Genomic DNA, 26,985 nt, shown 5'->3' with positions numbered 1-26,985 from the left:
CCGCGTGCCGAGGGGGCGCGCGGAATCGTTCAGATCGAAAAGGACTACTACTTTGCGACTCACGAGAAAACTGGCGTTCGCCGCTACCGCGGCTGCTGCGCTCTGCCTCGGCACGGTCATCCCCGCTGCCGCGAATTCCGCACCCGACGCCGATGACATCCCCACCTTCCAGGAGTTCGAGGCGTCGACCTACCGAGACGTCGACGGTGCCTACGTCGTCAACGGAGACGAGGTGATCTCCAACCAGGGCGAACTGCGTTCGTTCTACGAGCAGCTCCTCGGCGCCGACCCCGTGACCAACGGTCTCATCGTCAACACCGTCAACAGCATCGACGACAAGTGGTCCGACGCGCAGGTGGCGAACCTCACCTATTGCGTCAGCACCGCCTTCGGCGCACGTCACGCCGACGTCGTGAACGCGATGGAAAGCGGTGCTGCCCTCTGGGAAGCCGCATCCTCGAAGATCGACTTCATCTACGACAGCAGCGCCGATGCCAACTGCACGACGCGCAACAACGCCGTCCTGTTCTCGGTGGAGCCGGTGCAGACGACGCAGTACATCGCCAGGGCCTTCTTCCCGAGCACCGCACCGCGTCTGCAGAACGTCCTCATCGATGACTCGATCTGGACCCCCGGCTCGTCCTGGACCCCGACGAACGTGCTCGGCCATGAACTGGGCCACGTGCTCGGCTTCCGCCACGAGCACACCCGCCCGGAGGCCGGCACCTGCTTCGAGGACAACAACTGGCGTCCTCTGACGCCGTACGACTCCTCGTCGATCATGCACTACCCGCAGTGCAACGGATCGTCCGACGACCTGTCGATGACGAGCGTCGACACCGCCGGAGTCGTCTCCCTCTACGGGAACTGACACCGGTCAGCACGTCGGAATCAGCGGGGCCCGGTCGTTCTCGACCGGGCCCCGCGTTCGTCCGTCGTTCAGGCGGAGTCACCCGGCAGTTGTTCGCGCCCCCGCAGAGCCGCCGTGGCCCGCGGCCGCGGCTCACCGTCACGCAGCGGAGCCGGTGGCGCGATGGACGCCGTGGGCTCGGGGAGTCCGTACCGTCGGAACATCCAGCGGCGGGCCTCCTCGAGCGGATACGTGTCGCCGAAGACGGCGGATTTCACGAAGACACCCTCGATCGTGCTGCGCAGCATCACCTCTTCGAGCGCCGGGTCCTCGGCCCCCCGCGCGCGGAAGAGGTCACGGACCGCGTCCTCCGCCGCGGTGGCGCCCGCCTCGTGTCGGGCCTCCGACTCCGCGAAGAGTCGATGCGTGGCCGGCTGCTGCTGCATCGCGAGCACCGCGCGCTGCAGCGGTATCGCATAGGCGGTGGCCGTGAGAGCACCGTCGATCACCGCGGCGAGCATCTCGTCGGGCGTGCCCTCGACGCGGGCGAAGCCGAGCACGGTCTCGAACCAGCGATCGATCACGGCGGCGACGAGTTGCTCCTTGCCACCGAAGTGATAGTTCACGAGCCCCTGGGCGACGCCGGCACGCTTCGTGATCTCGGCGATGCTCGCCCCTGCGACGCCTCGTTCGCTGAACGTCTCGATCGCCGCCTGCAGGATGTTCTCCCTGGCACGCTCGCGGGCCAACCGGTTCTGCTCGTCGGAGCGCGCCACGTGGCATCCACCTCCTGAGTCCCGCCGGTCCGTCTTTCGAAATCGCCCCCCTGCCGTATAGATTACTCACTGAATGTTCGTTCAATCTATGAACCGACACGGATTCACCCTTCCCAGGAGCACCCATGCACTCTTTCGCGAGCGTCGACTTCAACAGCGTCACCTCGATCTTCGAATGGCTCGTGAGCCAGTGGTGGGCGTGGACGATCGTCGGGGTCGTCGTGCTGTTCTTCCTCGTGATCTGGATCCTCCCGGCCGCCAAGGTCAAGGCCTCGCCCGAGCACCCCACCACCGGGGTCGAGGCCGATGAGATCGCGCTCGGCTTCCTGCAGATCGTGAACCTGCCCTCGGGCTTCTGGAACGATCCGACCGCTTCGCTCCTCGACGACCGCGAGAAGAAGGTCCTCGTCGACCAGTGGGGCGTGCACACACGAGACGAATGGCTCGCCAACATCGAGCGCCTGAGCACCGTCCGCCGCCGTCGCGAGGTATGGATGCTGTACCTCGCCGTGCGCACCGAACTCGCCCAGCGCCTCGGTCGCACGCCGAAGGCCAAGGAATGGCTCGCCGCCATCGTGCAGGAAGGCGGCGACAAGCGCGATGCACGCGCCTTCGTCACCTCGATCGAGTACGCCGAGACCGAGGTGCGCAAGCGCGTGGGCAAGGACATCGTCACCCCCGGGCTCTTCGTGAAGACCCTCGACGGCTACGGCCTGGGTCAGGCCGTGGCCATGACGACCTGGGGTGTCGCGCTCGGACACGGCGACGTCGCTGAGGCACGCGCGATCATCCACCGCATCAACGTCGAAGGGCGCCCGGCGTTCGAATCATGGGCCGACTTCGGCCTGAGCTACATCGTGGGACGTGTCATGCACTGGACGGACGGCAACGTCGATGAGAAGTCGTTCGAGAAGTTCGGCGACGGCTGGTCCGATTTCCAGGCCGCAGCGTCCGAGAAGCGCAACGGCCCGTGGGCGACGCTGTCATGGAGCCTGTGACCGTAGACCTGGAACCGCTGCGACGGAGCGCGGGCCTGCGCGACATCCGCACCTACGAGCGCATCTGCGGGATCCCGCCGCATCGCCGCTTCCTGGTGATCCTGGTGGTCGTGCTGCTGTTCGCCGCCGCGATGCTCACTGGGCTGTGGTTCCTCGGCCGCAGCGACATCCTCGCCGTCGCGCCGATCCTGGGCGTGTTCGTGATCGGATACACCGTGCTCGCCGCGGTCGGCTTCCTGTGGTGGGCGGTGGGATTGAGCCGGCGGGTGAAGGTCGCCGCGTTCGCCTGGCAGAACGGATGGGCCTACGCCGACATGCTCGAGCGCACCCGTCGCCCCGGCGCCGCGTTCGCCCGCGTGGTGCACGGGCGGGAGCGCGCGGTCATCGCCTGTGACGACACGCGGATGCCGTTCGAGTTGGGCATGCATCATTCGGTGTCACACGGGCAGGAGCGCGCCACGATCCAGCGGCCGTTCGCCTTCATCGAGCTGCCGCTGCCGGCATCCGTGCCGCACATCGTGCTCGCGAACCGCAAGCGCAGCATCATTCCGACGCTCGGGCTCGGCCGCGGCGCCGCGCGCATGGATCTGGAAGGCGAGTTCGCGAAGACGTTCCGCCTCCTCGTGCCGGAGGGCTATCAGCAGGACGCTCTCTACATCTTCACGCCGGATCTGATGGCCCGCGTGCTCGACCTCGGCTCCGGCGCCGAGATCGAGCTCGTATCCGACCGTCTCTACGTGTACCTGCCGTCCGGGACACGGTTCGACCGTGCCGAGACCATGACGGCGGCGCTCACCCTGGCCGAGGAGTTCCACCGCCGCTTCGCCGCACGCACTGAGCTGTACCGCGACGACAACGCCGGCGACATCGCTGCCAGAGCGGGTGTGGCGGTCGGGCTGCGCGGTCAGCGACTGGGTGGTCGCGGAATCTCGGTCTTCGCAGTCGCGGGCACGACCGCGGTGCTGCTGCTGTCGGCAGGGCTCACCGCATTCTCTCTGTTCGGCGGCGACCTGCTCAGTACGTTCGTCGACTGACCACAAGACCCACGGCTGTGGGCCTGGCCCGGAGGGGGCGCCAGGGCCACAGCCGTGTTCATCCCCATCCGCCGATGAGTGGGAGCCGGATGCGACTCGTCAGGCGGATGCCCGGATCACGAGCTCCGTCGGCAGGATCGTCGTGGTCGGCGGGTCCTCCCCCGCGAGCCGCGACAACAGGATCCGGGCCATGGCCTCACCCTGCGCGTACATCGGCTGGCGCATCGTGGTCAGCTGCGGATCGGTCGTGAGCGCGACCGAGGAGTCGTCGAAGCCGACCAGCGCGATGTCCTCCGGCACGCGCACACCCGCCGAGCGGAGGGCGGTCAGGGCGCCACGGGCCATCAGGTCGCTCGCGACGAAGATCGCATCCGGACGCCCGCCGTCGAGCAGACGCCTGGCGGCCTCCGCACCGCTCGCCTCGCTGTAGTCGCCCTCCTCCTCGGCGTACGGGGCGAGGCCGGCATCCGCCAGAGCGGCGCGGAACCCCTGCACACGATCTTCCGAGGCGACCATCGTGAGCGGACCGGAGATCGTCGCGATGCGTGTGCGGCCGATGTCGATCAACCGCTGAGTGGCGTGCTTCGCTCCTGCCACGTTGTCGACGTCGACGACGTAGTCCCCATCGTGACGGCGCACGGGGCGGCCGCCGAAGACGACCGGTACGGCATCCGCGATCCGGTCGATGAACGCGTCGCTCGTGTGATGCGAGACGATCAAGGCGCCATCGACACCACCGTTGCGCACGAAGCTGGTCATCTTGTCGCCGGGGTCATCGCTCGCGATCAACAGGTTGAGCAGGTAGTCCGAGCCGCCGAGTGCACCTGTGATGCCCGCGACGATGGCCGCGAAGAACGGGTCGCCGAAGAAGCGCGTGGTGTCTTCGGGGACGATCAGCGCGATGGCGTGGGTCTGGCGTGATGCCAGGGAGCGCGCGGCCCGATTGGGCACGTAGTTCAGCTCGTCGATCGCCGCGCGCACCGCGGCGAGGGCCTCCGGGCTCACGGCCGTCGACCCGTTCACGACCCTCGACACTGTCGACCGGGAGACACCCGCAGCGGATGCCACTTCTTCGATGGTCGCTCGGGGCGACATCAGCGTACGCACTCTTCCATCGCCCTATTCTCACCGGTTCACGCGTGCGACGACGACCGCCCCGCTTCGAGTCGCGCAAATGATCGCTTCTCGGCCGCAGATACGGCCATTCGCGCGACTCGAGGGGCGGTCAGCGGGGTCAGAGCGCGCGGGCACCGATGATGCGGGCGTACTCCCGACCCGAGTCCTTGAGCGTTCGCTCCTGGGTGTCGTAGTCGACGCGTACGATGCCGAACCGCTTGTCGTATCCCCACGCCCATTCGAAGTTGTCGAACAGCGACCAGTAGAAGTAGCCGCGCACATCGACACCCGCCTCCGCGGCATCGAGCACCGCGCCCAGGTGCAGGCGAAAGAACTCGGTGCGCTCGGCGTCGTGCACGCGCGTCTCGCCGTCTTCGACAACCACGGCATCGTCGTAGGCCGCCCCGTTCTCGGTCATGTAGAGCACGGTGCCCGCGGGCTCGGCGTACTCGTTCCAGATCCGCTGCAGCACACGGGTGAGCCCCTCCGGCTGCACCTCCCAGTTCTGCGCGGTGCGGGGCAGCCCCCGCTCGACCGCGTGGATGCCGTCGCTCGACGGGTAGGGGCTGCGCCGCACGCGCTCGGTCTCGGGCTCCGCGGAGACCGGCCCCTCAGCCGGAGCAGCGCCCGATACGAGGTCCCCGTGGTAGTAGTTCACCCCCTGCGTGTCGATGTGCTGCGAGATCAGCTGGAGGTCGCCGTCCTGCACGGCCGCCTCGAACTGCGCGACCGCGTCGGCATCGACCGCGCGGATGTCTTCGACGATGTCGGCGGGGTAGCTGCCGCGGTAGATCGGGTCGAGGAACCAGCGGTTGAACTGTCCGTCCACCCGACGAGCCGCATCGACATCGGCCGTATTCTGCGGGTCTGCGGGGTCGGCCACCGTGTGGTTCAGGGTGATGCCGAGGTTGAGCGAGGCGTCGCGTCTGCGGAACTCCTGCACGGTCGTGCCGTGTGCGAGAAGCAGGTGGTGCGAGGCGAGCAGCCCCTCCGCGATGCTGGTGTGCCCGGGCGCATGCTCGCCGGCAGTGTACGAGAGGAACGACGAGCACCACGGCTCGTTCAACGTGGTCCACACGTTCACCCGGTCGCCGAGCGCGTCGTGCATGGTGCCGGCGTACTCCAGGAAGCGATCGACCGTGTCGCGGTTCGTCCAGCCACCGGCCTCCTGCAGGGCCTGCGGCATGTCCCAGTGGTACAGCGTCAACCAGGGCAGGATGTCGGCGGCGAGCAGCTCGTCGACCAGGCGCTCGTAGAAGTCCACGCCCGCCGTGTTGACGGCTCCACCGTCCGGACGCACCCGTGACCACGAGGTCGAGAAGCGGTACGTCTGCAGCCCGAGCCGCGTCATGAGCGCGACGTCCTGCGGGTAGCGGTGGTAGTGGTCGCAGGCGACGTCGCCGTTCTCGGCACCGATCACCGCGCCCGGCTCGCGCGAGAACGCGTCCCAGATCGAGGCCGTGCGCCCGTCCTCGAACGCCGCCCCCTCGATCTGGTACGCCGCGGTCGCGGCGCCGAACAGGAAGTTCTCGGGGAAGGAGCGGGTCATAGGGGTCATCCTTTCACCGCGCCAGCCATGATGCCACTGACCAGCTGCCGACCGGCGACCACGAAGAGCACGAGCAGCGGGAGGGTCGCGAGCACCGCGCCGGCGAGCACGATCGAGTAGTCGATGTAGTAGCCCGACTGCAGCTGGCTGAGCGCCGTCTGCAGGGTCGGGTTCTGCGGGGAGAGCACGATCAGCGGCCACAGGTAGTCGGTCCACGCCGTCATGAAGGTGAAGAGTCCGAGGATAGCCATGGCGGGGCGGGCTGCGGGGAGTCCGACGGTCAGGAAGGTCCGGAACTGGTTGGCGCCGTCCATACGGGCGGCCTCGATCAGCTCGTCCGGGATCACATCGACCAGGTACTGCCGCATGAAGAAGACGCCGAACGCGGTGACGAGTGTCGGCACGATGACCGCACCGATCGAACCGGTCCAGCCGAGCTCGCGCATCAGCATGAACAGCGGGATGATGCCCAGCTGCGTCGGGATCGCCATCGTCGCGATCACGAAGATCATCAGCCCGTCGCGGCCCTGGAACCGGAGCTTGGCGAAGGCGTAGCCCGCGAGCGTGGAGAAGGTGACGACCGAGAGCGTGATGATGCCGGAGATCAGGAACGAGTTGCCCAGCGCCAACCAGAACGGGATCGCGTCGAAGACCTTGGCCGCGTTCGTGAAGAAGTTGCCCCCGGGGATCATCGGCAGCGTCTCACCGCGGGTGGCGTTCGTGCCGCTCGCGACGACGACCGACCACCACAGCGGATACACGCTGCCGATGATGAACGCGGCCAGGAGCCCGTATGTGAGGAAGCCGGGGCGGCTGCCGATCCCGGCGGTGCCGGACGATGCACTCCGGCGACGGCGGATCTTCTCGGGGACGCTCAGCGCCTGCGTGGCGGTCATCGCGCGTTCTCCTCGGTCGTGGTGGCGATCGTCGTTCCGGCGGCCGCCGCGGTCGCGGCCGCGTCGGTGGTGTGCGCGCGGCGGCGGGCCGCACGATTCTTCGGGGCGTCTCCTGTGGAGATCCGTCGGGAGATGAGGAAGTTGATCACGCCGATCCCGACGATCAGCAGGAACAGCAGGATGGCGACGGCCGATGCCTCCCCGAGGTTGCGACGGAAGAACGCCAGTTCCCAGAGGAACAGCACGGTGGTCTGGAACTGCCGGTCGCTGCCGCCGATGCCGCCGGCGGTCGACACGTCGAACAGGCGCGGCTCGGCGAAGATCTGCAGCCCGCCGATCGTCGCCGTGATGATGACGAAGATCAGGGTGGGACGGATCGTGGGGATGGTGATCGAGAAGAAGCGGCGCGCGGCGCCGGCCCCGTCGAGGGCCGCCGACTCGTAGAGGTCACGCGGCACGGCCTGCATCGCGGCCAGCAGGATGAGGGCGTTGTAGCCCGTCCAGCGGAAGTTCACCATGACGGCGATCGCGATGTGCGACAGCGCGGTGTTGTGCTTCCACTCCTGGTCCGCGATGCCGATGAGGTTGAGCAGGTTGTTGGCCAGACCGTCGGCCTCGTTGAAGATGCTCGAGAAGATGATGGCGACCGCGACCGGGGTGACCACGAACGGGATCAGCACGCTCATGCGCCAGAACGTCGGGGCGCGCAGGCCCCGGTCGAGGAGGTAGGCGATCACGAGGGCCACGGCCAGCTGCGGGATCGCGGAGAGCAGGAAGATGCTCAGGGTGTTGCCGATCGAGTTCCAGAACATCGCGTCGCCGAGGATCTCGACGAAGTTGCCGACCCCGACGAACTCGCCTTCGCCCTTGAGCAGGTCCCACTCGTGCACCGCCACCCAGACCGTGTAGAGCAGCGGGAACAGGCCGACCAGCCCGAACAGCAGGAAGAACGGCGAGATGTAGAAGTACGGCGAGGCGTTCTGGTCGAACCGTGAGACGCGGTGGCGCCAGGAGCGTTTCGGTGCGGCATCCTTCGCGGGGGATGCCGCGCGCTGCTGTTCCGCGGGCGGGGCGGTGAGTGTCATGGGGTGTCCTTGTCCCGGGGTTCCGAGGAGTTCCGGTCGCAGTTCCTGCCGCCGGCCGTGGGGTGGCGACGGCGGGAACTGCGACCGGAAGGGGGATGTCAGCCGACGAGGTCGTTCAGCAGACCGATGGCCTGGTCCCAGGCGCCCTGGGTGTCGGTGTCGCCGCGGTCGAGGCTGCTGAGCGCCGGACCGAAGACGTTCTCCTGGATCACCGAGTCATCGGCACCCTTGAACTGGGCGACGACGCCCTTGGCGCGCTCGGCGAGGATCGCCCCGGTCGGCGCGTCGTTGAAGAACGCGTTCGGCGTCGCATCCGCGGCGAGCGTCTCCTGCGCCTTGATCGTCGAGGGGAAGTTGCCCGCGGCGGCGGACTGCTTCACCTGCTGCTCGGGCTGCGTCAGCCAGTCGGCCAGCTCGGCGGCCGCCTTCTTGTGCTGCGAGGTCTCCGGGATCGACAGGAACGCGCCACCCCAGTTGGCCGCGCCGCCGGGGAACACATCGGCGAAGTCCCATCCGGTGGACGCATCGCCGCCGCCGGCCTCGACCTGGCCCTGCACGACGCCGAGCATCCAGCCCGGGCACACGAAGGTCGCGAAGGTGCCGTCGACGAACGACTTGCCGCCGTTCCAGTCCCAGGCCGTCTGTGCGGCGGACTGGCCGCCCTCGGTCGCGGCACCCAGCAGCTCGAAGCGCTCCTTGAGCTCGGCGTTGTCCTCGACGTTCAGCTTGCCGTCGGTCGTGTAGTAGCCCTCGTCGAGCTGGTTCACCATGGCGTTCCAGACGAAGCCGGAGTGGTCGTACCAGGCCTTGCCGGTCTTCGCGGTGTAGTCGGCACCGACCTGGAAGTAGTTCTCCCAGTCGCCGTTGAGGAGCTCGGCCACCGACTCGCGGTCGCTCGGGAGCCCGGCCGCCTCGAACGCAGCGCCGTTGTAGCAGATGCCGCTCGGGCCGATGTCGGTGCCGTAGCCGATGACGCGGCCTTCGGCGTCGGTCGCCTGGCCGTACTTCCAGTCGACCCAGTCGTCCTTGCGGTCTTCGATGCCGTAGTCGCGCAGGTCGACGAAGGTGTCGGAGACGTCCATGATCGCGCCGAGCCAGCCCTCTTCGACTGCGACGATGTCGCTGAGGCCGGAGCCGGCGGCGATCTTGGTGAACGCATCCGTGCGGGCGTTGCCGCCGGTGTCGATGTTGGTCGCCTCGATCGTGACGTTCGGGTGGGCCTTCTCGTACTCCTTGTAGAGATCTTCGTAGCCGAAGGTGCCGAACGTGGTGACGGTCAATGTGACCTCTTCATCGGCGCTCCCCTCCGTGGAATCGCCGGTGCTGCCGGAGCAGCCGGCGAGGGCGAGAGCGGAGACGGATGCCACGGCGGCAGTCACGAGGATCCGGTTGCGGGCACGTGTGTTCACAGTTCACTCCTTTGTGGTGGTCGTGCGGTGAGTGGTGCGTCGGGACGTCGTGGGAGCGCTCCCACGAACTGAGCAGTCACTCTATGGGAGCGCTCCCACGGTGTCAACCCAGCCGCCGCGGGGTACCCTTGGGCAGTGCCCGAAGCCACGCTCTCCCCTGCCCTCGTCCGCGCCGAAGCCCTGATCCGCAACGTGCCGGACTACCCGCAACCGGGCATCATCTTCCGCGACATCACGCCACTCCTCGCCGACGCCGAGGCCCTCCGCGTGACGACCGAGGCGATCATCGAACCCTTCGCCGGCCAGTTCGACGTGATCGCGGGCATCGAGGCGCGCGGCTTCATCCTCGCCAGCGCTGCCGCCATCGCCGCAGGCGTCGGACTCATCCCGATCCGCAAGGCCGGCAAGCTGCCGCGCCCCGCGGCATCCGTCGACTACGCCCTCGAGTACGGCACCGCCACGATCGAGATGCACGACGACCTGCCCCCCGGATCCCGCGTGCTGCTGATCGACGATGTGCTCGCCACCGGAGGAACCCTCGCGGCCGGACGCGAGCTCGTCGAGCGCCTCGGCAGCCATGTCATCGGCATCTCGGTGCTGTTCGAGATCGACGGTCTCGGCGGCCGCGAGGCGGTCGGCGACCTCCACACCGTCTTCCACTCCGCATAGCCCCCTCTCCCCCACGCCCCCACGCCCCCACGCACTGCTCGTCGGGTGCACGGGTACTCGGCGAGCGCACGGCATCCCCCCGCACACCGGCCGTGCACTCGGCGAGATGTCGTGCACTCGGCACCGAGGGGGCGGAGGAGCGAGGGGGCGAGTGGGCGGGTGAGCCGAGGGCAGTAGACTGGATGCGCCCGTCCGCCCGCGACTCTTGGAGCCGTCATGCCCACCATCGTCGTCGACGTCATGCCCAAGCCCGAACTGCTCGACCCGCAGGGGAAGGCCGTCTCCGGCGCCTTCGCCCGCCTCGGCGTCGAGGGCTTCACCGACGTCCGCATCGGCAAGCGCTTCGAGCTCACCGTCGAAGGCGAGGTCACCGACGAGGTTCTCGCCGAGGCCCGGCGCATCGCCGACGAGGTGCTCTCCAACTCCGTGATCGAGGACGTCGTCGGCATCGAGGTCGCGGAGTGACCGTCCGCATCGGCGTCATCACCTTCCCCGGCTCGCTCGACGACCGCGATGCCCAGCGCGCCGTGCGCATCGCCGGCGCAGAGCCGGTCGCCCTGTGGCACGGCTCGCACGACCTCGAGGGCGTCGACGCGCTCGTCCTCCCCGGTGGCTTCAGCTACGGCGATTACCTGCGCGCCGGCGCGATCGCCGCGCTCTCGCCGATCATGAGCGAGGTCAAGGATGCCGCCGCGAAGGGAATGCCCGTGCTCGGCATCTGCAACGGCTTCCAGATGCTCGTCGAGGCGCACCTGCTGCCCGGCGGCCTGATCCGCAACAACCACCAGCACTTCGTGCGTCGCGACCAGAAGCTCACGGTCGAGAACTCCGACACCGCGTGGACCAATGCGTTCCGCACCGGCCAGGAGATCGTGATCCCACTCAAGAACGCCGACGGCGGCTACATCGCCGACGAGCAGACCCTCGACCGTATCGAGGGCGAGGGGCTCGTGGCCTTCCGCTACGCCGGAGTCAACCCGAACGGATCGCTCCGCGACATCGCCGGTCTCACCAACGAGGCGGGCAACGTGGTCGGGCTCATGCCGCACCCCGAGCACGCCACCGAGGCGGGCTTCGGCCCCGACACCGCTGTCGCCATGCGCAGCGGCGTCGACGGACTCGACTTCTTCACGAGCGCCATCGCTGCGGTCGCCCGCGTCGCCGCATAACCTCAGGCCGGTCGATCCTCAGGCCGGTCCGCCGTCAGGCCGGTCCGCCGTCAGGCCGGTCCGCCGTCAGGTCAGTCGGCAGGTCAGTCGGCAGGCAGGGTGAACGGATTGTCCCCCGCCGCCGCGAGCAGGTACCAGGCCGTCGCGCCCGTGTGCAGGCTGGCGTAGTAGAGGTCGCCGAAACCCGAGTCGAGACCGTCGTTCGAGGTCGCGACGATCCCCTTGCCGTCACCGTTCGGAGCATCGCGCTGCGCCAGACGGATGCTGCTCAGCAACGTCTCGGCCCGGTCGGCGTCTCCCGGGCCGTCGCGGAGCGTGAGAGCGAGCGCGAGGTGTCCGCTCCCCTCGAACCAGGCCTTCGACACATCGACCTCGCTGATCGAGGGGCCCGTGTACGGGCCGTCGGTGGCGATCAGGTTCGCGAGCGTCCAGTCCAGCGCGGCGCCGTAGCGCGGGTCGCCCGTGGCGAGTGAACTCCACGTCTGCGCATCCAGCGGAATGGGACGGGTGTTGATGGTCGAACCGTCGAGGCCCGTGCCGGTGTCGACGTGGCCGTCCGCACTCTGCATGGCCGCGACGAAGTCGGCGGCGACCGCTGCCCGATCGGACCACACGGGGTCGCCGGTGAGCTGAGCCAATTGCGTGAAGAACCCCGAGACGTCGCTGTTGTGCTCGGTGGACTTCCAGGTCAGCGACGTGCCGTCCTCGAGCTGACCCCCGGTGTACCCGTACGGGGCTCGGACCATGTCGGCCGTGTTGTCCTGGATCCACTGGCCCACACGCAGCGCGCCGTCGAGGTACCGCGAATCTCCGGTGGCGTGCGCAAGACGCGCGAGAGCCAATCCGACCCACGCCTGGTTCCCGGTGAAGCTGCCGGGGCCGGTGATCTCCACCCGCCCCTCGCGGATCCCGTGCGGTTCGTACGACGCCCGTGTGCGGCCGTCGCCGATCGGGTCGTTCTCCTGCACGAAGAGCAGGGCGTCGCCGATCGCCCGCGCGCGACGGAGATCGTCCGGAAGCCCCCTGGCGGTGTACGCGATGATCACGAGCGCATCGTCGTAGACGAACGAGGGGGTGAAGTCCCAGCTCGGAGTGGTGAAGAATCCGCCCTCGTAGCTGCGCGGCAGACAGTGTCCGGCTCCATCGCAGAACTGGTCGACGCGCGTATCCAGGAACTCGTAGGCCAGCGCGACGGACTGCGAGGGATCCAGGCCACTCGCACCGGATGCCTGGTCATCCGACGGGCGCATGGCTCCCCACGCGGCAGGAGCCGCGCCCACCAGCACAACTGCGGCGACGAGCGCGGCGGCGACCGCCCACGGCGCCGATCGGCGCGAAGATCCGGACATCGAGACCCCTCGGTCTGAACCGCGCGCGGGTCCGCAGCACGCGGGTGACCGGCAGGTCACCCAACGAGCCTCGCACCCCGCATGCGCTCGCAGAAGCGGCGAAGGTCTAGAGATGACTCTCCGATCGGCGAGTCCCCCGAACCGACCCGGCTACCGGTTCGCCGGTCCCCCGGGAGGCGGAGCGGTACCTCAGGCGAGCGCCGGCGGCCAGACGCCGATGATGATCGCCATGACGACGACCGTGACCAGCTCGTGCGCGATGTTCAGTGTGGTGAGTCGGGTCGAGCGCCCCTCGAACGCGTCGTGCGTGATGAAACGGGCGGCCGTGAACCCCGCCCACAGCGTGACAGCGGTGACGACGGCGCCCCAGAAGTACGATCCGCCGTAGAAGTGCCACGCGATCGACGAGGCGCCGGCGAGCACCCAGGCCGTGATGAAGCTCACGATGACCGTGGTGATGATCGGCCAGGCCGCTGTGGCCGCAGGACGATCCATGTCGACGTTCGCGAGCTTCGACCAGCGCGTGCCGAACACCTTCGGGGCGTACCAGACCGAGCCGACGAGCATGCTCGACGCGGTGGCCAGCAGGACCGCCCAGTAGTTGATCTCGGGAACCATGACAGCCTCCACTCATCGGATGCCTCACCCTACTCCCCGCCTGCGATCGCACCGCCGGCGACACCGGCATGAGACCGCGACGGATGCCTGACCACGGACGCTCGACGATCATGCAATGGCCGACCGTCATGCAAGTGGCGCGGTCTCGGCCGGCGGAATCCGCGGCACCGAACCGATTCGATCCCCGCTCTGGCATGAATGTAAGCGTTTGCACTAGCCTGTTCCCATGGCACAGCTTGAGCAGATCGCAGCCCCCGGTTCCGAGTGGTGGCGCAGCGCCGTCATCTACCAGATCTACCCCCGATCCTTCGCGGACGCCTCGGGTGACGGCATCGGCGACCTGCCGGGCATCACCAGCCGACTCGATGCGCTGCAGGAGCTCGGCGTCGACGCGATCTGGCTGAGCCCGTTCATGACCAGCCCGCAGCGCGACGCGGGTTACGACGTGGCCGACTACCGCGACGTCGACCCGCTGTTCGGCACGCTGGCCGACTTCGACGACATGCTCGAGGCCGCCCATGCCCGCAACATCCGCGTGGTGGTCGACCTGGTGCCGAACCACTCGTCCGACCAGCACGTCTGGTTCCAGCAGGCATTGAAGGCCGGCCCGGGCAGCCCCGAGCGCGCGCGCTACATCTTCCGCGACGGCAAGGGCGAGAACGGCGAGCTCCCGCCGAACAACTGGGAATCCGTGTTCGGCGGCGGCATGTGGGAGCGCGTCGTCGAGGCCGACGGCACGCCGGGCCAGTGGTACCTGCACATCTTCGACGCCACCCAGCCCGACTTCGACTGGACCAACGAAGAGGTGCGCGAGGAGTTCCGCTCCATCCTGCGCTTCTGGCTCGACCGCGGTGTCGACGGGTTCCGCGTCGACGTGGCCCACGGCATGATCAAGGCCGAAGGCCTGCCCGACTACACGCCCCCGAGCGATGCCGACTCCATGGGCGGCGGCGAGTCGAACGTGCCGTACTGGGGCCAGGACGGCGTGCACGACATCTACCGCGACTGGCACAAGGTGCTCGCCGAGTACGACGGCGACCGCGCCCTGTGCGGCGAGGCCTGGATGCCGACGCTCAAGCAGACGGCCCTGTGGGTGCGTCCGGACGAGATGCACCAGACGTTCAACTTCCCGTACCTGATGACGCCGTGGAACGCGAAGGCCCTCGGCGACGTCATCCGGGAGTCGCTCGACGACTTCGGCGCGGTCGGCGCCCCGAGCACCTGGGTGCTCTCGAACCACGATGTGGTGCGCCACGCCTCGCGCCTCGCGCTGACGGCGGACAACCCCCAGGGCGAGGGCATCGGCCCGAACACCCCGAGCAAGCCCGACACCGCGATCGGCCTGTCCCGCGCCCGCGCCGCGACCACGCTGATGCTGGCACTGCCCGGTTCGTCGTACCTGTACCAGGGCGAAGAGCTCGGCCTGCCCGAGGCCATGGAGATCCCGGACGAGTACCGTCAGGACCCGACCTGGTTCCGTACGAACGGCGAGCGCTACGGTCGTGACGGATGCCGCGTGCCCCTGCCCTGGGAGGCCGAGGCTCCGGCCTTCGGATTCAACGACACCGGTCTCTCGTGGCTCCCGCAGCCCGCAGACTGGGCGGCCTACGCCCGCGACGTCGAAGAGGTCGATCCCGCATCGACGCTCGCTCTGTACAAGCGTCTGCTGGCCGCGCGCCGCGAGCACGGCTTCGGCAGCGGCTCGCTGGTCTGGGAAGACGCCGGTCCCGACGCGGTCGCCTTCCGACGTGGTGACGTGCACGTCGTCGCGAACCTCGGCACGGCGCCGATCGAGCTGCCGGCCGACGCCTTCGTGATGCTGCAGAGCCAGCCGTTCGAAGGCGCGTCGATCCCGGTCGACACCGCCGTCTGGTACACCACAGCGACGCAGGCCTGACACGCCCTTCCGGTCGCGATTCCTGTCGCTCACGCCCGCGTGAACCGGCAGGAATCGCGACCGGAGCACTTTCGACAGAGGAACACATGGCCAGCATCGATGAGGTCGCCCGGCTCGCCGGAGTCTCCACCGCGACCGTCTCCCGCGCACTGAGCGGACGCGGTCACGTATCGGAGTCCGCGAAGGAGAGGGTGCAGGCCGCGGCGCAGTCGCTCGGCTATGTCGTCTCGTCGCGGGCGTCGAGCCTGGCCTCGGGTCGCACCCGCAACGTCGGGGTGATCGTGCCCTTCCTCGACCGGTGGTTCTTCAGCACGGTGCTCTCCGGCGTCTCCGCCGCCCTCATGCGCGAGGGCTATGACATCACGCTGTACAACATCACTGCCGACAAGGACGTACGTCGGCACGTGTTCGACACCTTCCTGCGCCGACAGCGCGTCGACGCCGTGATCGCGGTGTCGATCGAGCTCGACGAGGACGAGACGCAGTATCTGCTCGACCTCGGACTTCCTGTGATCGCGATCGGCGGTCCGAACCCGAAGCTCGACACCCTCACCGTCGACGACGTCGCGGTCGCGCAACTGGCCACCGAGCATCTGATCAGCCTGGGCCACGCCGATATCGCGCACATCGGGGCGAACCCGGAGTTCGACATCGACTTCCACATCCCGACCAACCGCCGCCTGGGGTTCGAGAAGGCGCTGGCGAAGGCGGGCATCCCCCTCAACCATGCCTTCCTCGAGCCCGCCGACTTCACGGTCGAGGGCGGCTACCGGGCGGCGAAGCAGTTGCTCGGCCGCCCGGGCCCCCGCCCGACCGCCGTGTTCGCGGCCTCGGACGAGATGGCCATCGGCGCACTCCTCGCGGCCCGAGACCTGGGCTTCAGCGTTCCCGAGGAGCTGTCGATCGTCGGCATCGACGGGCATGAACTCGGCGAGTTCTTCCGCCTGACCACGGTCGATCAGTTCCCGCTCGGACAGGGCGAGCGGGCAGCCGATGCCGTGCTGGCGAAGCTCGCCACCCCCGACGCCGTGCACATCCCGTCGGCGCTGCCCTACGAGCTGAACGTGCGCGGGACCACCTCCCGCCTGCTCTAGCGTTCACACAGGGTGGCGTCGCGCCAGGTGCGATAGCCGCCGTCGAGGTTGCGCGCGTCCACGCCTCGCTGCCGGAGGATCCGCGTGGCGATGTGCCCACGCAATCCGACCTGGCAGTGCACGATGACGGGTCCATCGGAAACCTCGTCGAGCCGTTCTCTGAGCTCGTCGAGCGGCACGTTGACGGCGCCGGGAATCGCGCCGGCAGCATGCTCGGCCGTCGAGCGCACGTCGATCAGTGTCGCTCCCCCACGCTGCTCCTCAGCGAGTTCATGCCATTGGATGGTCGGAGTCGTGCCGGAGCGGGTGTTCTCGGCGACGTAGCCGAGGATGTTGACCGCGTCCTTCGCCGAGCCGAACTGCGGGGCGTAGGCGAGTTCGAGATTCGCGAGCGCGGCGGCCGTGATGCCGGCCTGCATGGCGGTCGCCACCACATCGATCCGCTTGTCGACACCGTCTCGCCCCACGACCTGCACACCGAGGATCACGTCGGAGGCCGGGTCGGCGAGCATCTTCATGGACAGCGTCTCGGCGCCGGGGTAGTAGCCGGCGTGGGATCCGGGATGCACATGCACGACGTAGAAGTCACGTCCTGCGGCCCGGAGCTGCCGTTCACTCCAGCCCACCTTCGCTGCGTCGACCCCGAACACGCGGACGATCCCGGTGCCGAGCGCGGGGCGCGCCGTCTCCGTCCTCCCCGCGATGAGGTCGGCCACCATGCGTCCATGTCGGTTCGCGAGGCCGGCCATCGTGATGAGAGCCGTGTCGCCGCCCACGAGGTCGAGCTTCTCGACGCCGTCGCCCACCGCGAACACGTCGGGGGCGCTCGTGCGGCACATCGAATCGACCGCGATGCCGCCGGTCTCACCGAGCCGGATGCCGGCACCTTCGGCCAGCGCCGTCTCCGGTACGACTCCGGAGGCATCGATCACGAGTTCGGCGGGGACGGATGCCCCATCACTCAGCGTGACCCGCCCGGATACGGCACGCACGACCTCGACGCCGAGGCGCACATCGACGCCGTGCGCGCGGACCTCGGCGGTGATCGGTGCGGCCATCTCCGCATCGAGCGGGGAGAGGAGGTGGGATCCCCGCTGCACCAGCGTCACGGATGCGCCGCGAGCGACGAGGTTCTCGACCGCTTCCAGGCCCGTGTAGCCTCCGCCGACCACCACCACCGGAACGCCCGCCCGCGAGAGCGCGGCGTCGATCGCATCCGCGTCTTCGACCGTCCGCAGACTGCGCGTACGGATGCCCGAGGAGGGCTCGTTCAGACGGGGGCGCGCGCCGGTGGCGAGGATCAGCCTGTCGTAGCTCTGTGTGAAGCGGCGCCCCGAGTCGATGTCCATGACCTCGACGAGCTTCTGCGCAGTGTCGATTCGCGTGACATCGTGACGCACACGCACATCGAGTCGGAAGCGGCTGCGCAGAGATTCCGGCGTCTGCAGGAGCAGCGATTCGCGTTCCGCGATCACCCCTCCGACGTAATAGGGCAAGCCGCAGTTCGCGTACGAGACCTCGGGCCCTCGTTCGAACACCATGATCTGCGCGTGCTCGTCGAGGCGGCGCAGGCGTGCGGCGGCGGACATGCCCCCGGCGACCCCACCGACGATGACCACGGTGAGCGGTTGCACCGTGGTCATCGCTGGAACATCCGCGAGAAGAAGCCGCCCTGCGCCTGCTCCTTCGGGTGTCCGGAACACCACTGCGCGGCAGGCACCGTTCGCCGCACGGCGTCGACGTGCTGACCGCACCCCGCCCAGGTCGTCTTGCCGCAGGTCTTGCAACGGACCGCTCGGCACATTTTCATCGTCTCCTCACCGATACCCCCGTGGGTATCGGTCCCCACTATACCCCCGGGGGTATATTGGGGAGTCCAGCCGACACCCAGGGAGCGACCATGTCATCCGCAGATGCCGACACCCAGCGCAGGATCGCCAACCGTCTCAAGCGAGCCCGAGGACAGCTCGGCGCCGTCATCGCCGCGGTCGAAGAGGGTGGCGACTGCCGGGCGGTGGTCACACAGCTCGCCGCCGTCACGTCGGCTCTCGACAAGGCGGGTTTCCAGATCATCGCCTCCGCCATGAAGGACTGCATGACCGAGTCCGAGGCGGAGACGCAAGCGGCCACCGACACCCGTGGAGTGTCGATGGCCGAACTGGAGAAGCTGTTCCTCTCCCTCGCGTGACCGGCGGCGCGGGTCAGCTCGCGACGATGAGACCCTTCGTCGCCGTGCGGGCGGCCTCGAAGCGGCGCTGCACATCGGGCCAGTTCACGAGGTTCCAGAACGCCTTGACGTAGTCGGCGCGCACGTTGAGGTAGTCGAGGTAGTAGGCGTGCTCCCAGACGTCGAGCTGCAGCAGCGGGGTGACGCCGAGCGGCGCGTTGCCCTGCTGGTCGAACAGCTGGAAGATCACGGGACGCGCGCCCACGCTGTCCCAGGCGAGCACGGCCCAACCGGATCCCTGCACACCGAGTGCGGTCGCGGTGAAGTGGGCGCGGAAGGCGTCGATCGATCCGAAGGCGTCGACCAGTGCAGCCTCGAGCTCACCCTCGGGTGCTCCGCCGCCCTCGGGCGAGAGGTTCTGCCAGAACACCGAGTGGTTGATGTGGCCGCCGAGGTTGAAGGCGAGGTCCTTCTCGAGCTTGTTCACGTTCGCGAGGTCACCCGCGCTGCGGGCGGCGGCGAGCTGCTCGAGTGCGGTGTTCGCCCCCGTGACGTAGGCCTGGTGGTGCTTGGAGTGGTGCAGCTCCATGATCTTGCCCGAGATGTGCGGCTCGAGGGCCGAGTAGTCGTACGGCAGCTCGGGGAGTGTGTAGAGCGTGGTCATGACGTCTTCCTTTCAGTGGTTGTTGTCGTGTGGAAGTGCGTGGAAACGGCGATCGATGTACACCAGAGGGCGCCCGGAGAGACCAGGCAGCACCTCGATGACCTCGGCGATGACCACGGTCGACGAACCGACGGCGACCGTCTGGATCGGACGACAGCGCAGGGCCACCCTGGCCTCGGGGAGGTGCGGTTCGCCGGTCGGCAGCGTGGCCCATCCCTGCTCGGGCGTGAACCGCTCGGACCCGCTGACCGCGAAGCTCTGGGCGAGATCGGAGTGCTCGTCGTCGATGAGGTGCACCACGAAGGTGTCGGCACCGAGGATCGCTCCTGCAGAACCGGTGGCACGGGTCACCGAGAACACGATCGCCGCGGGATCGACCGCCACCGAGGCGACGCTGGACGCGGTGAGACCGACCGGCCCTTCCGGGGTGCTCGCGGTGATGATCGCGACTCCCGCCGGGTGGGTGCGGAAGGCGGCTTTGAGCGCCTCGCCGATCGGCGTGGGTACGGGTGTCGCGGTCATCGACCTGCCTCCATCATCTGCTGCTGCTTCGCATGTGCCAGCATCTCATCACGCTCGACGAGCTTCGTCCGCTCGCGACCGCGCTCCGCTCCGGCCCCGCGCTCGGCGGCGTCGATGCGCAGCCAGCCGTCGAGGTCGACCGCCTGCGAGAGATGGGCGATCGGATCGATGTCGCGCGCCTCGCGCTCGATCGCATCGAGATCATCGACGACGTGGCCGATCGTCTGCGCGGCATCCGACTTGGTCGACCCGATCAGCCCGACCGGACCGCGCTTGATCCAACCGGTCGCGTACAGTCGCGGGATCGGCGCTCCGTCCGCATCGACGACGCGACCCTCGACGTGCGGCACGACGCCGAGAGCGGCGTCGAACGGCACCCCGGGAACAGGTGTCGAGCGGTAGCCCACTGCGCGGTAAACGGCTCCGACGTCATAGCGCAGCAGCTCCCCCGTGCCGACCATGCGGCCCAGCTCGTCGGATGCGGTGCGTTCCATCTCGATACCGGTGACCGCGTCCGTGCCGAGCACGCGCACCGGACGCTGCCGCAGGTGCAGGTGGATGCGGCGCGAGGCGCTGCGGCTCGCGGGATCGAGGGCTGCCCATTCGGTCATGGTGCGCACGACGATACGGCGCTGCGAGAACTGCGCCACCATCCGCTCGGCGTGCTCGTCGAGGGCGAGCTCGTGCGGGTCGACGATCACATCGACGTCGTCCTGCTCGGCGAGCTCGCGCAGCTCCATGGCCGAGAAACGCACATCGGCCGGGCCCCGACGGGCGAACAGGTGCACGTCGCGCAGCGGGCTGGCAGCGAGCTGGTCGAGCACGGCATCCGGGGTGTCGGTGTGGGTCAGCGCCGACGCATGCTTGGCGAGGATCCTCGTCACGTCGAGCGCCACATTGCCGGCGCCGAGCACCGCGACCGCCTCGGCGGCGAGCGGCCAGGTGCGCGGCGCATCGGGGTGCCCGTCGTACCAGGCGACGAAGTCGGCCGCGCCGAACGAGCCGGGCAGGTCGATGCCCGGGATGTCGAGAGCGACATCGAGGTCGGCCCCCGTGGCCACGATCACTCCGTCGTACGCGGCACGCAGCTCGTCGATCTCGATGTCCACGCCGACCTCGACGTTGCACCGCAGCCGGATGCGCGGGTTCACGAGCACCTCGTGCAGGGCATCCGTGATCTTGCGGATGCGGGGATGGTCGGGCGCGACGCCGTAGCGGACGAGACCATACGGTGCCGGGAGCTTCTCGAACAGGTCGATCGATGCGGTCGGCACCCGGTCGAGCAGGATGTCGGCCGCGTAGATGCCCGCGGGCCCCGCGCCGACGACGGCGATGCGCGGTTCGGCGTTGGTCATGCGTGTTCCCCCTGTGGTGCGAGCGCGGCGATGATCGGGTGGTCGAAGGCGAGCATCCCCGTCTTCGCGGCGCCTCCCGGCGACCCGAGCTCGTCGAAGAACTCGACGTTGGCCTTGTAGTAGTCCTGCCACTCGTCGGGCAGGTCGTCTTCGTAGAAGATCGCCTCGACCGGGCACACCGGCTCGCAGGCACCGCAGTCCACGCATTCGTCCGGGTGGATGTAGAGCGAGCGTTCGCCCTCGTAGATGCAGTCGACGGGGCATTCGTCGATGCAGGCCTTGTCCTTCACATCGACGCACGGCAGGGCGATCACATAGGTCATCGCGGGGTCTTCGTCCGGGTCACGCTGTCCTCATTCGTTCGTTCGGCCCGTCTCCGAGCCACCCCTCAACCGTAAAACCTCAAGTACACTTGAGGTCAAATCGAAGGACGGCAGACGGAGGGAGAGCACACCGGATGAGTCCGCACGCACCCGACGAGCCGCTGACCATCGGCGAGATGACCCGACGCACCGGGGTCGCCGCCTCCGCCCTGCACTTCTACGAGACGCTCGGCCTGATCGCCTCGACGCGCACGCCCGGCAACCAGCGCCGCTACGCCCGGCACATGCTGCGTCGTGTCTCGCTCATCACGGTCGCGAAGCGCCTCGGCATCCCGCTGTCGGACGTGCAGACCGCGTTCGCCGACGTGCCCCTGACCGAGACTCCGAGCCACGCCGATTGGCAACGGGCGTCGAGACGCTGGAAGCGCGAGCTCGAGAAGCGTCGCGAGGGCATCGAGCGCCTCGAGCGCGAACTGACCGGATGCATCGGCTGCGGGTGCCTGTCGATGAAGGCGTGCGGCCTGCTCAACCCCGACGACGCCCTGGGCACCCAGGGCGCCGGCCCCCAGCGCCTGCGGGACTGACGCCTCTTTCCCGCGCGGACGGTCTCTGACATGATCGCGGAAACGCCATGAAGGGACACCGCCGATGAAGAAGCTCCCCACCACCGAAGAGATCGTCAGGATCCGCCGCGACGCGCTGCTCAACCGCGCTGTCGAGGCGTACAAGTTCTTCTATCCGACGGTGTCGATGGTGCTGAACTTCGAGTCCATCGAAGAGCTCGGGGCGCCCGCCAACCGCGGTCTCCTCATCCAGCTCACCACGCCGGACCTCGTCACCCTCACCCAGAACTCGGACACCCCCTACGGACTCGGGTTGGGCGACACGACCGACGGCCCCGTCGTCGTCGAGCTCCCCGCCGGTCCGCTGATCGGCGTGATCGATGACACGAACTTCCAGTTCGTCACCAACATGGGCGTCGTCGGCGAGGACGAGGGCAAGGGCGCCAAGTACCTGTTCGTCCCCCCGGGGTACGACGGACCCCTGCCCGAGTCCGGTTACATCGTCAAGCACCCCCCGACGAACAGGTTCCTGATCTGCGCGCGCGCACCGTTCCCCGACCCGGAGAAGGGGAAGGCCCTGCTGCGCACGCTGAAGGTCTACCCCTGGGCCGACGCGGAGAACCCGGCACCGAACGTGTTCGTGGACATGTCCGACCGCAAGGCCGTCGCGAACCCCTGCGTGGTCGACGGAACCATCGACTATTGGCATGCCCTCAAGCGCGCACTCGACATCGATGTGCCGTCCCCCGCGCTCTACAACCAGTACGGCATGCTCGCCGACCTCGGCCTGCGGGCAGACCGCCCCTTCGCGCCCGACGCGGAACTCGTCTCGATCCTGTCCGAGGCAGCCGAGAAGGGGAACGAGCAGCTCGTGGTGGCGGCGTTCGCCGACGACGCACCGGAACGGCTCGTCTGGCCTGACCGCAATTGGGAGTGGGTGGTCTACTCCGAGGGAGATTTCGGGTACTACGAGAAGAACTTCCTCAACCTCTCGGTGCGGGAGCGCTGGTTCTACCAGGCCACCCTCGAAACCGACAAGATGTTCATGCACAAGGAGGGCGCCGGCTCGCTCTACTGGCTCGCCGCGGTCGATGCGGACGGGGCCGCACTGGATGGGGCCACGTCGTACACGTTGACCGTTCCCGCACCCGTGCCCGCCGCTCAGTTCTGGTCTGTCACCCTCTATGACCTCGACACCCGCTCGGAGATCAACACCCCGCAGTTCAAGCCCGTGCTGACAAGCCTGCGCGACGACCTCGCGCCCGACGGATCCGGCGGGATCACCCTTCATTTCGGTCCCGATCGACCCCGGGATGAGGTGCCATGGCTGCAGACCACCCCCGGTTCGCAGTGGTTCGCCTACTTCCGGATCTACGGCCCAGGCGCCCCCGCGTTCGACGGCACCTGGAAGCCCTCCGACTTCCAGAAGGCCTGAACCGAGCAGACCGGGTCGATCGCGAGGTGCGCTCGCCCGCCGCGGCGGGTCAGCGCACCTCGAAGTCGGCGGAGAGGAGCACCTCTTCGCGGGAGCTCGGGCCGACCAGCAGCTCGAACGCGCCGGCCTCGACGATGCGGTTGCCCGCGGCGTCGACGATGGTGCAGTCGGCGACCGGCAGCTCCAGGCGTACCCGCACGGATGCGCCGGGGGTGACGTCGACCTGGCGGAAGGTCTTCAGCTCCTTGTCGGTCCAGCTCACGCTCGTCACGGAGTCGCGCACGTACACCTGCACGGTCTCGCGCACCGGCCGAGTGCCCGTGTTCGACACCGTGACGTGACCGACGATCGTGTCGGACTCCCCCAGCGTCGTCGCCTCGAGCGTCAGGTCGGAGTACTCGACCGTCGTGTACGACAGCCCCTCGCCGAACGCCCAGGCCGGTGACTGCGTGAGGTCGGCGTAGCGGTCACCGTGCTGTCCGCGGATCTGGTTGTAGTACGTCGGCTGCTGACCGACGTGGCGCGCGAACGAGATCGGCAGGCGCCCGGACGGCTCGGCCGCGCCGGAGATGATGTCGGCGAGCGCACGGCCACCCTGCATGCCGGGGTTCGCCGCCCAGATCACGGCGGCAGCCTTCGAGGCCGATGCCGGGAGCACGAGCGGCTTCGAGGCCAGCAGCACGATGACCACGGGCGTGCCGGTCGCGATGAGCGCATCGATCAGGGCGTTCTGCCCGCCGATGAGTTCGAGCGTCGCGGTGGAGCGCCCCTCGCCGACCAGCTCGATCCGATCACCCACGACCGCGACGACGACGTCGGACTCGGATGCCGCGGCGACGGCTTCCGCGATCATCGCGGCATCCGGCTCGCAAGCCTTCACGACCGGCGGACGCGGCTGCTTGTCGGGGAAGAACGGCCCCTGCGGGTCTTCTTCGAGAGTGAGGATGTCGGCGCCGCGGGCGCGCGTGACGGTCCAACCGTCGATCGCCTGCAGCCCGTCGAGCACGGTGGTGATCATCTCGCGCGGCTGACCGTCGAGCCAGCCCGCCTGCCCGGAGCCGCCGGCCCAGTCGCCGAGCTGCGTCTGCGCGTCGTCGGCGAGCGGACCGGTGACCGCGACCTTCAGCGCGGAGGTGGGATCGAGCGGCAGCACGCCGTCGTTCTCGAGCAGCACGAGCGAACGGCGGGCGACCTCGAGGTTCAGCTCGGCGTGCGCGGCACTGCCCACCACGGCGTCGAGTTCCGTGCCCGGCAGGCGCGGGTTCTCGAACAGGCCCAGCTCGAACTTCAGGGTCAGGATGCGGGCGGCCGCAGCGTCGAAGGCGTCCTCGGCGAGCATGCCCCGAGCGACGGCGTCGAGCGCACCCTCGAAGAAGGCCGGCGTGGTCATGATCATGTCGTTGCCCGCCCGCACGGCCGCAGCAGCCGCGTGCGTGATGTCGGGCTGGATCCGCTGCTCCCACACCATGCGCCCGACGTTGTCCCAGTCGGTGATGAGCGTGCCGGTGTAGCCCCACTCGCCGCGCAGCACATCGCTGAGCAGCCAATCGTTGGTCGTGATCGGCACTCCGTCGGTGGTCTGGTAGCCGAGCATGAACGTGCGGCACCCCTCGCGGGCGACGCGCTCGAACGGCGGCAGGAACCAGGAGATCAGCTTGCGCCGTGAGATGTCGGCCTCACTCGCATCGCGCCCGCCCTGGGTCTCGGAGTACCCGGCGAAGTGCTTGGCGGTCGCGAGGATCGCGGTCGGGTCGTCGAGTCCGTCGCCCTGGTAGCCGCGCACCATCGCCGAGGCCAGCTCTCCGATCAGGAACGGGTCTTCGCCAAAGGTCTCGTCGATGCGGCCCCAGCGCAGATCGCGGGCGATGCACAGCACCGGCGAGAAGGTCCAGTGGATGCCGGTCACCGCGACCTCTTCGGCCGTCGCGCGGGCGACGCGTTCGACGAGGTCGGAATCCCACGATGCGGCCATGCCGAGCTGCGTCGGGTAGATCGTCGCACCGGGCCAGAACGAGTGGCCGTGGATGCAGTCCTCTCCCACCAGCAGCGGGATGCGGAGCCGGGTCTGCGCGGTGAGCTCGTTCGCCCGCAGGATGCGCTCGGGCGAGGTGTGCAGGATCGATCCGGCGTGACGGCGGGCGATGTGGTCGTCGATGTCGTCGCGGGCATCGAGCTGGAGCATCTGCCCGACCTTCTCCTCCAGCGTCATGCGGCTGAGGAGGTCGGCCACCCGCTCGGGGATCGAGAGTGCGGGGTCCTGGTACGGGAGCTGGGTGGTCAGGGTCTGAGAGGTCATCACTTCGTGTTCTGGGTCGAGTTCTGGGTCGAGTTCGGGGTCGAGGTCTTCGAGGAATCGGAGGTGTCCGGCGAGGTCGCCGACGTTACGGGATCGGAGGTCGTCTTCGGCAGGGGCACGCTGCGGACGGCCGTGACGGCGTCGTTCACGTTCAGCCCCTTCTTCTTCATCGCCCTGGCCCGCTCGCCGGCCGAGCGCAGGCGCGGGTTGACGTATTCGTCGATGCCGAAGTTGATGAGAGAGAGGGCCACACCGATGATCGCGATGCAGAGCCCTGCGGGCACGTACCACCACCACAGACGCGGGAAGGCGCCGTTCTGCTGCGCCCAGAACAGGATCGTGCCCCAGTTCAGATTGCTCACCGGGATCACCCCGATGAACGCCAGCGTGGTGAGGCCGAGGATCGCGGCGGTCACCGTGCCGACGAAGCTCGATGCGATGAGCGCCATGAGGTTCGGCAGCATCTCGACCGTGATGATGCGGCGCAGCGGTTCGCCGTTCGCGCGTGCTGCCTGGATGAAGTCGCGGTTGCGCAGCGACATGGTCTGCGCGCGCAGCACGCGAGCGCCCCAGGCCCACCCGGTGATGCCGAGCACCGCGGCGATCACGATCAGCGGCGGGTTCTCGAACTGCGAAGCGATGATGATGATGAGCGGGATGCCGGGGATCACCAGGAACACGTTCGTCAGCGCCGAGAGCGACTCGCTCTTCCAGCCGCGTACGTAGCCGGCGATCACACCGATGGTGATCGCGATGATCGTGGCGATGAAGGCGGCGAGGAAGCCGACGACGATCACACCGCGGGTGCCGTAGATGATCTGACTCAGCACGTCCTCCCCCATGTGGGTCGTCCCCAGCCAGTGCTCCCAGGAGGGCGGTTGCCGCAACGCCGTGCGATCCTTCTGCGTCGGCCCGTAGGGTGAGATCCACGGCGCGAGGATCGCGATGAGCACGAACACTCCGAGGATGATGAGCCCGGCGATCGACTTGGGGTTGCGGAACATCGCGAACGCCTGGGCGAGCTGCGACCAGAACGTCTTGCGAGGCGGAGCGCCCGCCGGTGGGGTGCGCAGGGTCGCGGTCTCCGGCATGCCGGAGACGACGGCCGACCCGTCGGGCGCGGTGCTCGCGGCGGTGGTGGGAACGGTCAT

General features: G+C 68.5%; 26 protein-coding genes. 11 read left to right on the top strand and 15 right to left on the bottom strand.

Annotation, left to right across the window (positions count from 1 at the left end; all coding sequences use genetic code 11):
- Positions 1-52 precede the first annotated feature (52 nt).
- Positions 53-871, top strand: a complete 819-nt coding sequence (locus MST3598_RS02345) for a matrixin family metalloprotease (protein ID WP_021199229.1) — start codon at positions 53-55, stop codon at positions 869-871.
- 68 nt (positions 872-939) lie between these two features.
- Here the strand turns inward: MST3598_RS02345 and MST3598_RS02340 are convergent, their stop codons facing one another.
- On the bottom strand, positions 940-1,626 hold the full coding sequence (locus MST3598_RS02340; RefSeq protein ID WP_021199230.1) for a TetR/AcrR family transcriptional regulator: 687 nt from the start codon (positions 1,624-1,626) through the stop codon (positions 940-942).
- Between the two features lie 125 nt (positions 1,627-1,751).
- Here MST3598_RS02340 and MST3598_RS02335 point away from each other — a divergent pair, with 125 nt between their 5' ends.
- Positions 1,752-2,624 carry a DUF1266 domain-containing protein gene (locus MST3598_RS02335; RefSeq protein ID WP_029258798.1) on the top strand — a complete coding sequence of 291 codons (873 nt, stop codon included), beginning with the start codon at positions 1,752-1,754 and terminating at the stop codon, positions 2,622-2,624.
- A complete protein-coding gene (locus tag MST3598_RS02330; RefSeq protein WP_029258799.1) occupies positions 2,621-3,658 on the top strand; it encodes a hypothetical protein in 1,038 nt (345 codons plus the stop codon). The genes MST3598_RS02335 and MST3598_RS02330 overlap by 4 nt, the downstream gene beginning before the upstream one ends.
- 99 nt (positions 3,659-3,757) lie before the next feature.
- Here the strand turns inward: MST3598_RS02330 and MST3598_RS02325 are convergent, their stop codons facing one another.
- The 5 genes from MST3598_RS02325 to MST3598_RS02305 form a co-directional block, all read right to left on the bottom strand.
- Positions 3,758-4,753, bottom strand: coding sequence for a LacI family DNA-binding transcriptional regulator (locus MST3598_RS02325; RefSeq protein ID WP_021199233.1), 996 nt, complete (start codon positions 4,751-4,753; stop codon positions 3,758-3,760).
- A gap of 139 nt (positions 4,754-4,892) precedes the next feature.
- Positions 4,893-6,323, bottom strand: a complete 1,431-nt coding sequence (locus tag MST3598_RS02320) for a GH1 family beta-glucosidase (protein WP_172889122.1) — start codon at positions 6,321-6,323, stop codon at positions 4,893-4,895.
- Positions 6,324-6,328: 5 nt separating this feature from the next.
- Positions 6,329-7,219 carry a carbohydrate ABC transporter permease gene (locus MST3598_RS02315; RefSeq protein ID WP_021199235.1) on the bottom strand — a complete coding sequence of 297 codons (891 nt, stop codon included), beginning with the start codon at positions 7,217-7,219 and terminating at the stop codon, positions 6,329-6,331.
- On the bottom strand, positions 7,216-8,304 hold the full coding sequence (locus MST3598_RS02310; RefSeq protein WP_021199236.1) for a carbohydrate ABC transporter permease: 1,089 nt from the start codon (positions 8,302-8,304) through the stop codon (positions 7,216-7,218). Before MST3598_RS02310 ends, MST3598_RS02315 begins: the two co-directional genes overlap by 4 nt.
- A 98-nt stretch (positions 8,305-8,402) precedes the next feature.
- A complete protein-coding gene (locus MST3598_RS02305; RefSeq protein WP_021199237.1) occupies positions 8,403-9,713 on the bottom strand; it encodes an ABC transporter substrate-binding protein in 1,311 nt (436 codons plus the stop codon).
- Between the two features lie 135 nt (positions 9,714-9,848).
- Here MST3598_RS02305 and MST3598_RS02300 point away from each other — a divergent pair, with 135 nt between their 5' ends.
- From MST3598_RS02300 to purQ, 3 genes are all read left to right on the top strand, one after another.
- A complete protein-coding gene (locus MST3598_RS02300; protein WP_029258801.1) occupies positions 9,849-10,382 on the top strand; it encodes an adenine phosphoribosyltransferase in 534 nt (177 codons plus the stop codon).
- A gap of 216 nt (positions 10,383-10,598) precedes the next feature.
- Entirely contained in the window at positions 10,599-10,847 is a 249-nt protein-coding gene (purS, locus tag MST3598_RS02295) for a phosphoribosylformylglycinamidine synthase subunit PurS (protein ID WP_017204254.1), read from the top strand.
- Positions 10,844-11,551, top strand: coding sequence for a phosphoribosylformylglycinamidine synthase subunit PurQ (gene purQ / locus MST3598_RS02290; protein ID WP_029258802.1), 708 nt, complete (start codon positions 10,844-10,846; stop codon positions 11,549-11,551). Before purS ends, purQ begins: the two co-directional genes overlap by 4 nt.
- An 83-nt stretch (positions 11,552-11,634) precedes the next feature.
- Here the strand turns inward: purQ and MST3598_RS02285 are convergent, their stop codons facing one another.
- Together MST3598_RS02285 and MST3598_RS02280 are read right to left on the bottom strand one after the other, a co-directional pair.
- Positions 11,635-12,900 carry a hypothetical protein gene (locus tag MST3598_RS02285; protein WP_029258803.1) on the bottom strand — a complete coding sequence of 422 codons (1,266 nt, stop codon included), beginning with the start codon at positions 12,898-12,900 and terminating at the stop codon, positions 11,635-11,637.
- A 189-nt stretch (positions 12,901-13,089) separates the two neighbouring features.
- Complete coding sequence (locus tag MST3598_RS02280; RefSeq protein ID WP_021199241.1) at positions 13,090-13,518, bottom strand: DUF1761 domain-containing protein; 429 nt, start codon at positions 13,516-13,518, stop codon at positions 13,090-13,092.
- Between the two features lie 226 nt (positions 13,519-13,744).
- Between MST3598_RS02280 and MST3598_RS02275 the strand changes: the two genes are divergently transcribed.
- Both MST3598_RS02275 and MST3598_RS02270 read left to right on the top strand, forming a co-directional pair.
- On the top strand, positions 13,745-15,415 hold the full coding sequence (locus MST3598_RS02275; RefSeq protein ID WP_029258804.1) for a glycoside hydrolase family 13 protein: 1,671 nt from the start codon (positions 13,745-13,747) through the stop codon (positions 15,413-15,415).
- Between the two features lie 86 nt (positions 15,416-15,501).
- Complete coding sequence (locus MST3598_RS02270; protein ID WP_029258805.1) at positions 15,502-16,509, top strand: LacI family DNA-binding transcriptional regulator; 1,008 nt, start codon at positions 15,502-15,504, stop codon at positions 16,507-16,509.
- Here MST3598_RS02270 and MST3598_RS02265 read toward each other — a convergent pair.
- Positions 16,506-18,152 carry an FAD-dependent oxidoreductase gene (locus MST3598_RS02265; protein WP_096359383.1) on the bottom strand — a complete coding sequence of 549 codons (1,647 nt, stop codon included), beginning with the start codon at positions 18,150-18,152 and terminating at the stop codon, positions 16,506-16,508. The two genes, MST3598_RS02270 and MST3598_RS02265, sit on opposite strands and share 4 nt — an antisense overlap.
- A gap of 257 nt (positions 18,153-18,409) precedes the next feature.
- On the opposite strand from MST3598_RS02265, the gene MST3598_RS02255 reads away from it, so the two are divergent.
- On the top strand, positions 18,410-18,697 hold the full coding sequence (locus MST3598_RS02255) for a metal-sensitive transcriptional regulator (RefSeq protein ID WP_029258807.1): 288 nt from the start codon (positions 18,410-18,412) through the stop codon (positions 18,695-18,697).
- A 13-nt stretch (positions 18,698-18,710) separates the two neighbouring features.
- On the opposite strand, the gene MST3598_RS02250 is transcribed toward MST3598_RS02255, so the two are convergent.
- Genes MST3598_RS02250 through fdxA form a run of 4 tightly spaced genes read right to left on the bottom strand, consistent with a single transcriptional unit; the run spans position 18,711 to position 21,540 of the window.
- Positions 18,711-19,340: a superoxide dismutase gene (locus tag MST3598_RS02250; protein ID WP_029258808.1), complete on the bottom strand. Its 630-nt coding sequence runs from the start codon at positions 19,338-19,340 to the stop codon at positions 18,711-18,713.
- 12 nt (positions 19,341-19,352) lie between these two features.
- Positions 19,353-19,862 (bottom strand): flavin reductase family protein, encoded by a 510-nt coding sequence (locus MST3598_RS02245; RefSeq protein WP_021199247.1) that lies wholly within the window; start codon positions 19,860-19,862, stop codon positions 19,353-19,355.
- Positions 19,859-21,217: an FAD-dependent oxidoreductase gene (locus tag MST3598_RS02240; RefSeq protein ID WP_029258809.1), complete on the bottom strand. Its 1,359-nt coding sequence runs from the start codon at positions 21,215-21,217 to the stop codon at positions 19,859-19,861. The genes MST3598_RS02245 and MST3598_RS02240 overlap by 4 nt, the downstream gene beginning before the upstream one ends.
- Positions 21,214-21,540, bottom strand: coding sequence for a ferredoxin (fdxA, locus tag MST3598_RS02235; RefSeq protein WP_021199249.1), 327 nt, complete (start codon positions 21,538-21,540; stop codon positions 21,214-21,216). Before fdxA ends, MST3598_RS02240 begins: the two co-directional genes overlap by 4 nt.
- 134 nt (positions 21,541-21,674) lie before the next feature.
- Here fdxA and soxR point away from each other — a divergent pair, with 134 nt between their 5' ends.
- Together soxR and MST3598_RS02225 are read left to right on the top strand one after the other, a co-directional pair.
- Complete coding sequence (gene soxR / locus MST3598_RS02230) at positions 21,675-22,124, top strand: redox-sensitive transcriptional activator SoxR (protein WP_021199250.1); 450 nt, start codon at positions 21,675-21,677, stop codon at positions 22,122-22,124.
- Positions 22,125-22,188: 64 nt separating this feature from the next.
- Positions 22,189-23,538, top strand: coding sequence for a DUF1214 domain-containing protein (locus MST3598_RS02225; RefSeq protein WP_029260040.1), 1,350 nt, complete (start codon positions 22,189-22,191; stop codon positions 23,536-23,538).
- Between the two features lie 49 nt (positions 23,539-23,587).
- On the opposite strand, the gene MST3598_RS02220 is transcribed toward MST3598_RS02225, so the two are convergent.
- Complete coding sequence (locus MST3598_RS02220) at positions 23,588-25,834, bottom strand: glycoside hydrolase family 3 N-terminal domain-containing protein (RefSeq protein WP_029260041.1); 2,247 nt, start codon at positions 25,832-25,834, stop codon at positions 23,588-23,590.
- Positions 25,834-26,985, bottom strand: coding sequence for an ABC transporter permease (locus tag MST3598_RS02215; protein WP_029260042.1), 1,152 nt, complete (start codon positions 26,983-26,985; stop codon positions 25,834-25,836). The genes MST3598_RS02220 and MST3598_RS02215 overlap by 1 nt, the downstream gene beginning before the upstream one ends.

This window comes from Microbacterium sp. TPU 3598 (genome assembly GCF_002356155.1).
In the GTDB taxonomy this organism is placed as follows: Bacteria; Actinomycetota; Actinomycetes; order Actinomycetales; family Microbacteriaceae; genus Microbacterium; species Microbacterium maritypicum_A.
The sequence above is the reverse complement of the archived record's forward strand: the minus strand, read 5'-3'. Positions and strand labels throughout refer to the sequence as shown.

Excerpts from the sequence above, each read along its gene's own strand:
- soxR (WP_021199250.1), top strand. The coding sequence starts at position 21,675 with ATGAGTCCGCACGCACCCGACGAGCCGCTGACCATCGGCGAGATGACC.
- MST3598_RS02240 (WP_029258809.1), bottom strand. The coding sequence starts at position 21,217 with ATGACCAACGCCGAACCGCGCATCGCCGTCGTCGGCGCGGGGCCCGCG.
- MST3598_RS02275 (WP_029258804.1), top strand. The coding sequence starts at position 13,745 with ATGGCACAGCTTGAGCAGATCGCAGCCCCCGGTTCCGAGTGGTGGCGC.
- MST3598_RS02320 (WP_172889122.1), bottom strand. The coding sequence starts at position 6,323 with ATGACCCGCTCCTTCCCCGAGAACTTCCTGTTCGGCGCCGCGACCGCG.
- MST3598_RS02325 (WP_021199233.1), bottom strand. The coding sequence starts at position 4,753 with ATGTCGCCCCGAGCGACCATCGAAGAAGTGGCATCCGCTGCGGGTGTC.
- MST3598_RS02245 (WP_021199247.1), bottom strand. The coding sequence starts at position 19,862 with ATGACCGCGACACCCGTACCCACGCCGATCGGCGAGGCGCTCAAAGCC.
- fdxA (WP_021199249.1), bottom strand. The coding sequence starts at position 21,540 with ATGACCTATGTGATCGCCCTGCCGTGCGTCGATGTGAAGGACAAGGCC.
- MST3598_RS02335 (WP_029258798.1), top strand. The coding sequence starts at position 1,752 with ATGCACTCTTTCGCGAGCGTCGACTTCAACAGCGTCACCTCGATCTTC.
- MST3598_RS02280 (WP_021199241.1), bottom strand. The coding sequence starts at position 13,518 with ATGGTTCCCGAGATCAACTACTGGGCGGTCCTGCTGGCCACCGCGTCG.
- MST3598_RS02225 (WP_029260040.1), top strand. The coding sequence starts at position 22,189 with ATGAAGAAGCTCCCCACCACCGAAGAGATCGTCAGGATCCGCCGCGAC.
- MST3598_RS02265 (WP_096359383.1), bottom strand. The coding sequence starts at position 18,152 with ATGACCACGGTGCAACCGCTCACCGTGGTCATCGTCGGTGGGGTCGCC.
- MST3598_RS02285 (WP_029258803.1), bottom strand. The coding sequence starts at position 12,900 with ATGTCCGGATCTTCGCGCCGATCGGCGCCGTGGGCGGTCGCCGCCGCG.
- MST3598_RS02255 (WP_029258807.1), top strand. The coding sequence starts at position 18,410 with ATGTCATCCGCAGATGCCGACACCCAGCGCAGGATCGCCAACCGTCTC.
- purS (WP_017204254.1), top strand. The coding sequence starts at position 10,599 with ATGCCCACCATCGTCGTCGACGTCATGCCCAAGCCCGAACTGCTCGAC.
- MST3598_RS02220 (WP_029260041.1), bottom strand. The coding sequence starts at position 25,834 with ATGACCTCTCAGACCCTGACCACCCAGCTCCCGTACCAGGACCCCGCA.
- MST3598_RS02310 (WP_021199236.1), bottom strand. The coding sequence starts at position 8,304 with ATGACACTCACCGCCCCGCCCGCGGAACAGCAGCGCGCGGCATCCCCC.
- MST3598_RS02250 (WP_029258808.1), bottom strand. The coding sequence starts at position 19,340 with ATGACCACGCTCTACACACTCCCCGAGCTGCCGTACGACTACTCGGCC.
- MST3598_RS02215 (WP_029260042.1), bottom strand. The coding sequence starts at position 26,985 with ATGACCGTTCCCACCACCGCCGCGAGCACCGCGCCCGACGGGTCGGCC.
- MST3598_RS02270 (WP_029258805.1), top strand. The coding sequence starts at position 15,502 with ATGGCCAGCATCGATGAGGTCGCCCGGCTCGCCGGAGTCTCCACCGCG.
- MST3598_RS02315 (WP_021199235.1), bottom strand. The coding sequence starts at position 7,219 with ATGACCGCCACGCAGGCGCTGAGCGTCCCCGAGAAGATCCGCCGTCGC.